Here is an 11521-nt window from a genome sequence, read left to right on the forward strand (position 1 = left end):
ATCCATCGACTCCCGCTCACGCTTCCGTCGACGGTGACGCCTCGTGGTAGATGATGTTGCCGTTCTGGACGCCGAACGCGACGCCGTGGTCACGGGCCACGATGTTCTGGATCTGCACCTTCTGCTCAGCGGGTAACCGGGCGGTGAGCTCGGTGACAAGGGCCCGCAGGTCGTCGATGACGGTCGGGTCGTCTTCGACGAGATCCTGCAACCGGGTCAGCCATTGCGGCTGCTGCTGGGCCCGGACCTCGACCTGCTTGTCCGCCGGCGCCTGCTCCACGGTGGCCGCCAGCGCATCGAGCCGACGCGCGGCCTTCGCCTCCTGGTCGGCGCGACCGCGTCCGAACAGCCGGATGAACCCCGGGCGGGCCAACCCGTTCCACACGTCCGTAGCGGCGGCGGTCACCAGCGTCGTGGCGCCGACGGCAAGCACCGCCTGAATATCCGGGGTCACGTCTCTCCTCGCCGGTCGTAGGCGCACTCTCGTTCTGTGGCGACCGAGTTGGCGTCACCGTCTCGAACCTGAGAACCGAAGCCGATCGACGCACCGAACGTCCAGGTCGACATCCTGGCACCATCATGAAGCTCCGTCGCCACCTGCGTAATTACCCGGACACGACACACCACTTCGCGGTCGGTCATGGTTCGATATCGGGGCGTCCCGCAGCGTCAGCCGCGGGGCAGGCTCCGGCCGTCGGGCAGCGTTCGACCGCTCAGCAGCGCCACCAGAGAACCGCTGTCACCACGGACGACCTCTCCGCTTCCCCAGCGCCGGTCCGCGTCGGTCGCTTCGAGTCGGACACCGGCCAGGTCGATTCCGAAGATGGCGCCGCTCGCGTTGGTGAGAGTGTCCAGGACGGCGCTGACCGCGACTGCCGGTGCGACTGCGGGCCGGTCGAGAGCGATCGTCACGTCCAGGGAGTGGATGACGGCGTGACTCAGCGCGCCCGCGGCACCGCCGCCCGGCGGCTGCCAGGCGTGCAGTGTCGGCGATCGGAGTTGATCGAGGAGTTCGGTACGGGGCAGCGCGGCGTCGCGCGCGGCCACGGTGTCGGAGAGCACCGTGAAGTCACCGCCGGCCGCGGCCAGGTCGGCCGCGAACTGTGCGGGGGTCAGCCGCACCGGCATCGTGACGTGCGCGACGACGTGCCTCACCAGCCAGTTCTCGCACAACGTGGACGCGTCCCAGATGTCGATGGCCGAGGTGGCGAGGAGGTCAGCGAGTCCTCGGTAGGTCGATGCGACCCACGGCTGCGGGTCAGTCATGGTTGATCCTTTCGCATGAGGTGGGCGAGGCGCTCCGCGAGCTTGTCGAGCGAGGTGGCGAAACCAGCGCGGGCATCGGGCGTCCGCATCGTCTCGGGCACGTGCCGCTGGTGGATGACGACCGCGGTTCCGCCGTCGCCGAGGTCGTGGAACGTGCTGGTCGTGTGCATCCCGGTCGCCGGCTCGACCCAGGCGAGCAGCTCGGGCGCAACGATCTCGGTGAACGTGGCGACCATCCGGTAGCTGCCCTGGTCTCCGATCATCAGGGTCTCGAACCGACCCCCGGGCCGGAGATCGACGACGATGCCCTCGACCGGTGTCACCATCCCGCGCGGTCCCCAGAACTGCGCGAGTTCGTCGGGCTCGGTGAGGCACCGCCACACAAGTTCGCGCGGCGCGCGCAAGACCCGCCGGTAGACGAGTTCGTCGTCACCCACCGATTTCAGCCTTCCTGCAGGTGGGCGAGATGCGTCTCCAGGCGGTCCAGGCGATCCGCCCAGGCCTGGCGGCTCTGCTCGATCCAGGACAGCGCGGCGTCCAGCGCCGCGGGTTCGAGGCGACACGGCCGGCTTTGCCGGTGCCGCCCCTGACTGATCAGGCCGGCCCGCTCGAGCACCCGGATGTGCTGCGACACGGCCTGCATGCTCATGGCGTACGGCTCGGCCAGCTCCTTGACCGTCGCCTGGCCCGTGGTCAACCGAGCCACGATGTCGCGCCTGGTCCGATCGCTCAGTGCGGTGAACAGCGCATCGAGCTTCTGGTCGTCGAGGGTCACGCTCATGACCCTTATCCAAGCAGAAGCTTTATAAAGCGGCAACTTGAATAAGAGCCATGAGCGCGGCTCGTACTCACGGCCTGGATCTGCCGAACCACCGGGCGAGGTGGTCGTCGAGGTTCCGCTGCTCGTCGCCGATCCAGGCGACGTGGCCGTCGGGACGCAGCAGGAGGCACGGGACGTCCGCCGCCGCTCCGGCGTCCGCGAGATGATCGACCCGGTCCTTCCAGCCACCGACGGTCAGTCGCTCGGTGCGGTCCACCAGCAGGCCCCGGCCCCGGTGCAGCAGACCGTAGAGGTTGCCCGGTCGGACGTCGACGTCGGGCACCCGGCGGCCGAGCAGGTCGGGGCCCTCGCCGACGTCGTAGCGGATGCCGGTTCCGGTGATCTTCTCCAGCAGATGGCGGTTCACCTCGTCGAAGTCCATCAGCTCGCTGATCAGACGGCGTACGGCCCGGGCGCCCGGCTCGTCGGCCAGCAGTTGCGTCTGGGCGCGGGTGTTGTCCAGCACGTCGGCGGCGACCGGACGACGTTCGGCCTGGTAGGTGTCCAACAGGGTGTCCGGGGCCCAGCCCCGCACCTGCGCGGCCAGCTTCCAGCCGAGGTTGACCGCGTCCTGGATGCCCAGGTTGAGGCCCTGACCGCCGATGGGCGGATGGATGTGGGCGGCGTCGCCGGCCAGCAGGACCCGACCGACCCGGTACCGCTCGGCGAGCCGGGTGGCGTCGCCGAAGCGGGACATCCAGCGCGGCGAGTGCACGCCGAAGTCGGTTCCGGCGACAGCCCGCAGTTGCCGGGCGAAGTCCTCAATGGTGGGCGGCTGGGCGCGATCGCCGACTCCGGCCGCCGGGACGACGACGCTGTAGACCCCGACGCCCGCGGGTCGGACCCAGAATCGGTGCCGGGCTCCGCCGATCGCGGCGACGGTGGCGGCGATCTCCTCCGGCGGGACACCCGCCTCCATCTCGCCCATCAGCGTCTCGTTCCGCGTGGGATCGCCGGGGAAGCCGACGCCGAGGAGCTTGCGCACCGTGCTGCGGCCGCCGTCGCAGCCGACGAGGTAGCGGGTGCGCAGTTGTTCCCCGTCGGACAGCTCGACGGTCACACCCTCGTCGTCCTGTGCGAGACCGGCGACCGCCCGCCCACGCCGGACCTGCGCCCCCAGGCCGGTCGCGTGTTCCGCGAGCAGACGTTCGATGACCGGCTGTGGGATGCCCAGCAGGTAGGCGTACGGGGAGTCCAGCCCGGTGGGCGCGGGTTTGTCGATGGCGGCGAAGTAGGCACCGGCCGGACGTCGCCGTCCGTGCGCGAGCATGCGGTCCAGGAGTCCGCGCATCGCCAGCACCTCGAGGCTGCGGATGTGCAGACCGACGATGCGGACGGCCGACGGAGGCTCAGTCTCCTTCTCCAAAACGAGGACCCGCACGTCGTGCAGGCGTAGTTCGGCGGCGAGCATGGCGCCGGTCGGCCCGCAGCCGACGATGATCACGTCGAACGGGTGCGGCGGACGATCCGTCTCGGGGCTCGGCGAGAAAGCAGGATCACGGTGAACGGAGGGCACAGGAGCGGCCTTTCGAGAGTGCCTTGGTGAAAGGCGCTCCCGGCGACACCTACGTCAGTCGCCCAACCGTGACGGCGAGGGGAGCACCCACATCGAACCAGCGGTCATGGGTCTCACCTCCTCGGACGGTGTCGCGGTCGACTGCAAGCTACCGTCCGCGCGGTATCGCGTCCAGCTCTTTTGCGTCGCTCACCGCAGCATCGCCCGGGTCATCCGGCGCGTCGCCACGTACATCGCGATCGAGCCGAACGCGACGAGATAGAGCGCCGCGATCAGCAGGCCCCAGCCGGGGTGACCCAGCGCCGGCTCCCGGACGAGCTCGATGCTGTGGTAGAGCGGCAGGGCCTGGATGAGGGGCCGCACCGCCTCCGGATAGACCGAGAGGGGGTAGAACGTCGTGGCGAACAGGTACATCGGCAGCATGAACAGTTGGATGTACTGGAAGTCGGAAAAATCGCGCAGGTACGTCGTGACGGCCAGCCCGCCCGCCGCGAACGCGTACGAGATCAGCAGCGAGGCCGGCAGGGCCAGCAGCGCCCAGGCCGAGGTGACCAGCCCACCGATCGCCATGATGGCCAGGAAGCCGATCGACGTCAGCAACGCGTTGATCATCGCGCTGGTGACCTCGCCGACGGCGATGTCGGTGACCGAGAGCGGTGTCGGCAGGATCGCCTCGTAGGTCTTCTCGACCCTCATCCGGGTGAAGACCCCGATGCTGGTCTGGTTGAACGCCGTGTTCATCGCGGTGGTGGCCAGGATCGCCGGCGCCACGTAGGCGGCGTACGGGACGTCGACGCCGGGGACCGTGCCGACGAGCAGCCCGACGCCGACGCCGATCGACAGCAGGTACAGGATGGGTTCGACGAGCGCGTTGAGCAGCGGCGTGATCGACCGCCGGTAGATCATGAAGTTGCGTTCGATCAACGCGAGCGCGCGGCGGCGGGTCCAGGCGGGTACGACGACGCTTGTCATGGTGTCTCCACAGGGCTCTGGACGTGGGCGTCAGGGGTGCAACCGGCGGCGGTAGGTCACGCGGGCGACGAGGAACCCCCCGATCGTGAGCGCCAACAGGTAGGCGATGTGGACGGACGTCGCAGCGGCCGTGGCCGTGCCGAGGCTCACCGTGCGACACAGCTCCACCCCGTGCCACAGCGGCAGCAGGTAGGACACCGGCCGGATCCAGTCCGGCAGTTGCGAGACGGCGAAGAACGTGCCGGAGAACATGTAGAGCGGCATGATCACGAACCGGAACACCGTGTCGATGTGGCGCAGCGTGCGTACCCCGACCGCCCACGCCGCGGCCGGCGCCGCGAACGCGAGCCCGGTCAGTGTTGCGGCGAGCAGTGTCCCGAGCGCCCACCGGCCCTCGACCAACCCGAACGCCGCCATCACGGCGATGAACGCGCCGCTGGTGGTGAGCAGTCGAACGGTGATGAAGAGCAGGTGTCCGGCGGCGAGCTGCTCCGGCTCGATCGGCGTCGGCGTGGCGCCCCGGTAGGCGCCGAACCCGGCGGCGCGGGCCACTCCCCAGGACGCCTCCAGGAAAGCGTTCTGCATGGCCGCCGCGGCCAGCATGCCCGGCGCGAAGAACGCCGCGTAGGACACGCCGCTGATCTGGGCGGGCGCGTTGTCGTCGACGAGGGCGCCCAGCCCGGCGCCGATGCCGATGAGGAACAGCAGCGGATTCAGCACGTTGATGACGACCGTGCCGCGCCAGGTGCGCCGGTAGCGGGTGAGCCAGTATCGGAATGCGCGCAGCACGAGTGATCCCCGCTACTCGATGAGCGATCGGCCGGTGAGCGTGAGGAACACGTCCTCCAACGTCGCGCGGCGAACCAGGGCGGTGAGCGGGGTGAGCGACAGGGCGTGCACCGTGGCGAGAGCGGACTCACCGTCGGCGCAGTAGACGAGCGCCCGGTCCGCGAGCAGTTCGACGCGACCGTCGGACGCGGTGCCGCCGGTGGCCAGCGCCGAGGTCCGGAGTTTCTCCGCCGCGGTGTCCCGTTCGTCGGGGCGGAAGCGCAGTTCGAGGACCTCCCGGGTGGCGTATCGGGTGATCAGGTCCCGGGGGGAGCCCTGCGCGACGATCCGACCGTGGTCCACGACGACGAGCCGGTCGCAGAGCTGCTCGGCCTCGTCCATGTAGTGGGTGGTGAGGATGAGGGTGACGCCGTCCTGTTTGAGCTGGAACAGCCGGTCCCACAGGATGTGTCGGGCCTGCGGGTCGAGGCCGGTGGTCGGCTCGTCGAGCAGCAGGATGTCGGGTTCGTTGATCAGGGCGCGGGCGATCGTCAGCCGCCGCCGCATGCCGCCCGACAGTGTCTCCACCTGGTCGCCGGCCTTCTCCCGGAGGTGGGCGAAGTCCAGCAGCCGGGTCGCCCGGTCCCGGATCACGGCCCGGGGCAGGCCGAAGTACCGCCCGTAGATGTGCAGGTTCTCCCGGACGCTGAGTTCGTTGTCCAGGTGGTCGTCCTGGGTGACGACGCCCAGCCGGGCGCGGATCTGCGGGCCCTGCGTCATCGGGTCCATGCCGAGGACACGCAGGCTGCCACCGCTGACCGGCGAGGTCGCGGCGATCATCCGCATGGTGGTGGACTTGCCCGCGCCGTTCGGCCCGAGGAGCCCGAACGCCTCACCCCGTTGGAGCGCGAAGTCGATGCCGTCGACCGCGCGGAACTCCGCTGTGGACCCACGTCGTGGATAGGTCTTGGCCAGATTCCTCGCCTCGACGAGGGGTTGCTCGATCACCCGGGCAGCCTACGAAAATTCGACTGACACATGCAAGATTAATACCGATCATTGAAATTTCCGAACGACGGCCGGATCGCGCGTCGTTTGACCCTCGACCTCCTTGAGGCCTGACCATCGGCCACATGAACGACCAGATGGCGCTCGACCCAACCATGACCCGCGTCATCGAGGCGGTGCGGCTCGGCCAGAGCGGCGACACCGCCGAGGCCCGCGAACTGCTCACCGCGCTGTGGGACGAGCTCGGCCCGACCGGCGACGCGCTGCACCGCTGCACCGTGGCCCACCATCTCGCCGACCTCCAGGACACCCTCGACGCGGAGCTGAGCTGGGACGAACGCGCCCTGGTGGCGGTGTCCGAGCTGACCGACGAACGCGTCCGGCGGCACCTGCCCTCGCTCGAGGTCCGGGCGTTCCTGCCGTCGCTGTACCTCAACCTCGCCGACTGTCACCGGCGACTGGGCAACGCCGGCCCGGCCCGGGAGCACCTCGCCCGCGCCTGGGAACACCTGGACCAGCTACCGGACGACCCGTACGGCGAGATGATCCGCACCGCCGTACGGGACTTCGACGCGGACGACCCGACCGATTACCGACGGCGGTAACGGCTGCCGGCTCAGCGGTCCGCTGCCGTGTGGGCGGCCCGGTACGCCTGCGGTGAACGTCCGTAGCGGGCGCGAAAGAGGCGGCTGAAGTGGGCCTTGTCCGGGAAACCCCAGCGGGCCGCGATGAGGTGCACCGGCTGTCGCGCGTGCAAAGGGTTGCCCAGGTCCCGCCGGCACCGCTCCAGACGCTTGGCCCGGATCAGCTCGGCAGGTGTCGTCGCCTCGCCGTCGAACAGGCGGTGCAGGGACCGCAGGGAGATGTGGTGGGCGGCGGCGACGCTACGGGGGTTGAGTTCGGCGCTGTCGAGGTGGCGGTCGATGAAGGCGACGACGCGGGCGCGTAACGCGGCGTGCCGTGTCTCCGGCGACAGAACGCCCTCGATGTCGAGGCGCTGGGCGAGCGTGGCGGCGAGCAGGTCCAACGCCATGCCGCCCAGCATCTCGGCCTGGTTCGGCTCGTACTGCTCCGGGTGCGCCGCGATGCTGCGCAGGTGGTGGGCCAGGAGCCCGGCGACGCCGGGACCCGACGACATCGGCGTGGCCAGCAGGCGACGCACGCGATCCGGCGGCAACGGCAGCGCCGCGTAGGGGATCTGCACGGTGATCGTCGTGGCGAGACCGGCGCTGTCCGCCCGGTGCCGGGCGATGTACGGACGGGCCGTGTCCAGCAGGGTGAAGTGGCTGGCGGCGACGAGCGCGGTCTCGGTGCGACCCTGGACCAGGGTGCTACGACCCGTCAGTGGCAGCGTGAGCTGGTAGATGTCCGCCTGGGCTCGGCGGACCAGCCCGGCGGGCCGGGTGGCGAGCAGCGACGGGTACCGCAGCGAGGCCAACCGGATCCGGCCGAGGTCGATGGCCTGGGCGTACGCGACGAAGTCGTCCAGCCGTGCGCTGGTGATGTGCACGGGTGCCGCCTCCTGGGCGATCAGGGCGTACCAGAACTCGAACCGGTCCGCCGGCGGCAGTACCGTCGTGTCCACCACCAGGTTGGGCAACATGGTGTCCGCCTCCCCCCGAGCACGAGGATGGATTCTTGCACGCGTCGACCTACGGACGTCCGCGATGACCGGCGCCGACGTACGGGCGGCGGCCGACGAGATGACCCGGGTGCTGCACCCGCACCTCGACCGCGACTGGTCGGTGCCCGCCGGCACGTTGAGCTGGAACTGCTGGACGACCGCCGCGCACGTCGCGCACGACCTGCTCGCGTACGCCGGCCAGGTCACCGGCCTGGCGCAGGACAGCTACCTGCCGTACGACCTGCGGGTCTCCCCCACGGCGAGCCCGGCGCGGGTGCTCGACGTGGTACGGGCCTGTGCCCGGCTGCTCGCGGTCGCCGTCGAGGCCGCCGAACCGACCGAGCGGGCCTGGCACTGGGGCCCCTGCGACCCGGCCGGGTTCGCCGCGATGGGGGTGGCCGAGACGGTGCTGCACACCCACGACATCGCCCTCGGCCTCGGCGTGCCGTGGCAGCCGCCGCACGGCCTGAGCGCGCCGGTGCTGCGGCGGCTCTTCCCGGACGCCCCGGCCGGCGACGCGCCCGACGTGCTGCTGTGGATGACCGGTCGTGGTGAGTTGCCGGGTCGCGCACGGCGTACCTCCTGGACGTGGCGGGCCGCGGTGGAGTGACCCCGGCAGCCGGTCGGGCGAGTGCCGCGGAGGTCGAGGGACCAACGACCGCCGCGGCACCCGCGCCTGCTCTGCTGAACGCCGTCGGCACCCGCGGGGATGCCGACGCCGTTCCACGTAGTTCCTCAGGTCCAGCTGATGCCGCGCTCGCGAACGCCACGCATGCGCTTCTCCCTTCCCCCTTCAGGGCGGCCCCGTGCCCGCCCGACGACCTCAGCGTCGACCGCCGCCCACCTCGGCGGTAGGGCTTTCGGCGTTCGGGACCGTTCGGGTCTGTACGACCCGGTCCCCGAACGGCGCGAAACGGGCGGCACGTCTCCACAGCGGACCGAGGGCGAGGACCGCCACCACGCCCGACAGTCCGCTGAACCCGACGACCGTGGTGGCCGGCCACCGGTCGGCGGCCAGACCCGCGAGCACCATCGCCGTCCCCTGCAGGCCACTGAGGCCGGTGACGGCGACTCCGAACGCGCGTCCCCGGTACGCCGCCGGCACCGCCCGGCCGAACAGCGCGTTCAGCGGGACGGCGAAGGCGCTCGCGGCCCCGGCCAGCGCCAACAGCAGGAGCAGCACCCACAGCGGCGGAACGAGCCACGCCGCCGTCAGCACGCCGGTGGACAGCGCGGCCAGGGGCAGGATGAGCCGGGGTCGGGTCGCCGGTGGGCAGAACCGGGTGAGCGCGACCCCGCCGAGCGCCATGCCCGTCGGCGCGGCGGCCAGCAACACACCCACCGTGGCGGCGTCGCCGTCGTACTGCCGCGCCAGTGGCGCCATCAGCCCTTCGGCGGCGTAGGTGCAGGCGCTGGCCGTCCACAGGACGAGCACGTAGGCGCGCAGCCGGGGGTCGGCGACGAGCACCCGCAGGCCGTCCACGCGAGCAGCGCGGACCCGACCCGATGGCGCCGGGGGCGCCGGGCGTGCCCGGACGCCGCGCGCGATCAGCAGGGCCGACACGAGGAACGTGCCGGCGTCTACCAGCAGCGCGCCGCGCAGCGACAGCACCGCCACCAGGCTCCCGCCGACGGCGAATCCGAGCACCTGCACGACCTGGGCGCAGATGTTGTCCACGCCGTTGGCCACCGCGTACCGGTCGCCGTCGAGCACGTCGGGCAGCAACGCCGCGCGCGCGGCCACGAACGGCGGCCGCATCAGGTTGACCGCGAACAGCATCGCCACCAGGGCCGGCGCGGGGACGACCGGCAGCGCCGCCACCGGCACGAGGGCCGCGCGGGCAAGGTCGCACACGATCAGGACACGACGGCGGGGATACCGGTCGGCCAGGCCGGACAGCAGCGGTCCGCCGACGAGCCAGGCCAGATAGGAGCTGGCGTACGCGGCGGCGGCAAGCGCCGCCGATCCGGTCCCGTGGTAGACGAGGTACGCCACGGTGACGGCCGTGAGCTGGTCGCCCGCCAGGGACAGCAGGTACGCGCCGAAGAGGTGGCGGTACTCGCGTACCGCGAACACCTCGGGGTACGTCGCGGCGCGCTCACCCACGTCGCCCCCGTTCCCCGTGCCTGCCGTCAGGTCGCCCGGTGCCGACCGTAGCGGCGGCGCGGGGATCGAGGGCGAAAGCGGGTGTTCGGGACCGTTCGGAGCTGTTCGGGGCAGCGGGGCGTCAGGCCCGGCGACGCCAGGGCAGCCACCAAGCCCGGCGGGGTCGGCGGGCCGGGGCGACGACGGTGGCGGTGGCGGTGGCGTTCCGACGGGCGCGTTCGGCACGCCAGCGGGCGACCACCTCGTCGGCGTTCACCGGCCGGACCGCGACCCGGGGACCGTCGGGGTTGCGCAGCCAGGCCACGATCTGCGCGTTGAGCTGCCCCACGAAGGCCCGCACGGCCTGTTCGGTGGGCAGGTCGCGGACCTCGTCGGGGACCTGCTCGACCCGTCGACGCAGTTGCAGCGGGGTGGGCAGCAGCAGGTCACTGGGCAGCTTCTCGCGCTCCAGGAAACTCTTGATCCACCACGACTCGTCGTACGGCGTCCCACGTCCGGGGATCGGCTTGCCCATCCCGGGCAGGTTGTCGAACTCGCCGCGTTGCGCGGCGCCCCGGATCTGCGCCTCCACGGCCGCGTCCCACGCTTCGGTCACTCTGCGGCACCTCCCCCCGGCCACCGTAACGCGCCGCCTCCGACCGGCGACACACACCGCAACAGGTCAGCGCGGTCGGGTCGGTGACCATTCCCGCGCGGCAGGCCACCGCCTCGCAGGTGGCTCTGGGTCACCGCTCGCCGTCCGGCCTACCGTCGGTCGGGGGACGGTGAACGGGGGCGACGTCATGGTCGATGCGGGTGCGCTGCTGGGTATCGCGCTGGTGGCGTTGGGTCTGGTGCTCACGCCCGGCCCGAACATGGTCTACCTGGTCTCCCGGTCGGTGGCGCAGGGCCGCCGGGCCGGCCTGATCTCGCTGCTCGGGGTGGCCGCCGGTTTCGGCGTCTACCTGGCCACGGCGGTCGCCGGCCTGGCCGCCGTGTTCGTCCTGGTACCGGCGCTGTACACGGTGGTGAAACTGGCCGGCGCCGGCTACCTGCTGTGGCTGGCGTGGCGCACGGTGCGCCCGGGTGGTGGGTCACCGTTCACGCCCGCGCCGCTGCCACCGGACCGGCCCCGGCGACTGTTCACCATGGGCCTGGTCACCAACCTGCTCAACCCGAAGATCGCCATCCTCTACGTGTCGCTGCTACCGCAGTTCGTCGAGCCGGCGCGGGGACAGGTGGCGGCCCAGAGCCTGCTGCTCGGGCTGACCCAGATCGCCGTCGCGTTGAGCGTCAACGCGATGATCGTGCTCAGCGCCGGGGCGCTGGCCGGGTTCTTCGCCGGCCGACCGCTGTGGTTGCGCGTTCAGCGGTGGGTGACCGGTACGGCCCTTGCCGCGTTGGCTGTCCGAATCGCCGCCGACCGTTCCCGCGCGGCTGTCGCCGTACCCTGATCCGGTC

General features: G+C 71.3%; 14 protein-coding genes. 3 read left to right on the plus strand and 11 right to left on the minus strand.

The features are described from left to right. Positions 1–16 precede the first annotated feature (16 nt). The 8 genes from ABZ272_RS18235 to ABZ272_RS18270 all read right to left on the minus strand — a co-directional run bounded on the left by ABZ272_RS18235 (position 17) and on the right by ABZ272_RS18270 (position 6317). Positions 17–454, minus strand: a complete 438-nt coding sequence (locus tag ABZ272_RS18235) for a hypothetical protein (RefSeq protein ID WP_355051103.1) — start codon at positions 452–454, stop codon at positions 17–19. Positions 455–669: 215 nt separating this feature from the next. Next, positions 670–1266, minus strand: a complete 597-nt coding sequence (locus ABZ272_RS18240; protein WP_355051104.1) for a maleylpyruvate isomerase family mycothiol-dependent enzyme — start codon at positions 1264–1266, stop codon at positions 670–672. Continuing rightward, positions 1263–1703, minus strand: a complete 441-nt coding sequence (locus ABZ272_RS18245; RefSeq protein WP_355051105.1) for an SRPBCC domain-containing protein — start codon at positions 1701–1703, stop codon at positions 1263–1265. Before ABZ272_RS18245 ends, ABZ272_RS18240 begins: the two co-directional genes overlap by 4 nt. A gap of 5 nt (positions 1704–1708) precedes the next feature. Then, positions 1709–2047: a metalloregulator ArsR/SmtB family transcription factor gene (locus ABZ272_RS18250; protein WP_355051106.1), complete on the minus strand. Its 339-nt coding sequence runs from the start codon at positions 2045–2047 to the stop codon at positions 1709–1711. Between the two features lie 67 nt (positions 2048–2114). Beyond that, positions 2115–3530 (minus strand): FAD-dependent monooxygenase, encoded by a 1416-nt coding sequence (locus ABZ272_RS18255; protein WP_355051107.1) that lies wholly within the window; start codon positions 3528–3530, stop codon positions 2115–2117. 261 nt (positions 3531–3791) lie between these two features. Beyond that, positions 3792–4574 carry an ABC transporter permease gene (locus ABZ272_RS18260; RefSeq protein WP_355051108.1) on the minus strand — a complete coding sequence of 261 codons (783 nt, stop codon included), beginning with the start codon at positions 4572–4574 and terminating at the stop codon, positions 3792–3794. 30 nt (positions 4575–4604) lie between these two features. Beyond that, entirely contained in the window at positions 4605–5363 is a 759-nt protein-coding gene (locus ABZ272_RS18265) for an ABC transporter permease (protein WP_355051109.1), read from the minus strand. Positions 5364–5375: 12 nt separating this feature from the next. Further along, positions 5376–6317 carry an ABC transporter ATP-binding protein gene (locus ABZ272_RS18270; protein ID WP_355051260.1) on the minus strand — a complete coding sequence of 314 codons (942 nt, stop codon included), beginning with the start codon at positions 6315–6317 and terminating at the stop codon, positions 5376–5378. A 158-nt stretch (positions 6318–6475) separates the two neighbouring features. On the opposite strand from ABZ272_RS18270, the gene ABZ272_RS18275 reads away from it, so the two are divergent. Then, entirely contained in the window at positions 6476–6955 is a 480-nt protein-coding gene (locus tag ABZ272_RS18275) for a hypothetical protein (RefSeq protein WP_355051110.1), read from the plus strand. A gap of 11 nt (positions 6956–6966) precedes the next feature. Here ABZ272_RS18275 and ABZ272_RS18280 read toward each other — a convergent pair whose 3' ends face one another. Next, positions 6967–7953, minus strand: a complete 987-nt coding sequence (locus ABZ272_RS18280; protein ID WP_355051111.1) for a helix-turn-helix domain-containing protein — start codon at positions 7951–7953, stop codon at positions 6967–6969. A 64-nt stretch (positions 7954–8017) separates the two neighbouring features. On the opposite strand from ABZ272_RS18280, the gene ABZ272_RS18285 reads away from it, so the two are divergent. Then, on the plus strand, positions 8018–8584 hold the full coding sequence (locus ABZ272_RS18285; RefSeq protein ID WP_355051112.1) for a maleylpyruvate isomerase N-terminal domain-containing protein: 567 nt from the start codon (positions 8018–8020) through the stop codon (positions 8582–8584). Positions 8585–8797: 213 nt separating this feature from the next. On the opposite strand, the gene ABZ272_RS18290 is transcribed toward ABZ272_RS18285, so the two are convergent. Both ABZ272_RS18290 and ABZ272_RS18295 read right to left on the minus strand, forming a co-directional pair. After that, complete coding sequence (locus ABZ272_RS18290) at positions 8798–10081, minus strand: MFS transporter (RefSeq protein ID WP_355051113.1); 1284 nt, start codon at positions 10079–10081, stop codon at positions 8798–8800. A gap of 121 nt (positions 10082–10202) precedes the next feature. Next, on the minus strand, positions 10203–10676 hold the full coding sequence (locus tag ABZ272_RS18295; RefSeq protein ID WP_355051114.1) for a DUF1992 domain-containing protein: 474 nt from the start codon (positions 10674–10676) through the stop codon (positions 10203–10205). Between the two features lie 187 nt (positions 10677–10863). On the opposite strand from ABZ272_RS18295, the gene ABZ272_RS18300 reads away from it, so the two are divergent. Continuing rightward, positions 10864–11514, plus strand: coding sequence for a LysE family translocator (locus tag ABZ272_RS18300; protein WP_355051115.1), 651 nt, complete (start codon positions 10864–10866; stop codon positions 11512–11514). Positions 11515–11521: the final 7 nt, after the last annotated feature.

Origin of the sequence: Micromonospora sp. NPDC005979, from assembly GCF_040614415.1 — a bacterium.
Classification (GTDB): domain Bacteria; phylum Actinomycetota; class Actinomycetes; order Mycobacteriales; family Micromonosporaceae; genus Micromonospora.

Bases quoted from the DNA above. Each gene is read 5' to 3' on its own strand.
- ABZ272_RS18240 (WP_355051104.1), bottom strand. From the start codon at position 1,266: ATGACTGACCCGCAGCCGTGGGTCGCATCGACCTACCGAGGACTCGCT.
- ABZ272_RS18250 (WP_355051106.1), bottom strand. From the start codon at position 2,047: ATGAGCGTGACCCTCGACGACCAGAAGCTCGATGCGCTGTTCACCGCA.
- ABZ272_RS18260 (WP_355051108.1), bottom strand. From the start codon at position 4,574: ATGACAAGCGTCGTCGTACCCGCCTGGACCCGCCGCCGCGCGCTCGCG.
- ABZ272_RS18275 (WP_355051110.1), top strand. From the start codon at position 6,476: ATGAACGACCAGATGGCGCTCGACCCAACCATGACCCGCGTCATCGAG.
- ABZ272_RS18280 (WP_355051111.1), bottom strand. From the start codon at position 7,953: ATGTTGCCCAACCTGGTGGTGGACACGACGGTACTGCCGCCGGCGGAC.
- ABZ272_RS18285 (WP_355051112.1), top strand. From the start codon at position 8,018: ATGACCGGCGCCGACGTACGGGCGGCGGCCGACGAGATGACCCGGGTG.
- ABZ272_RS18300 (WP_355051115.1), top strand. From the start codon at position 10,864: ATGGTCGATGCGGGTGCGCTGCTGGGTATCGCGCTGGTGGCGTTGGGT.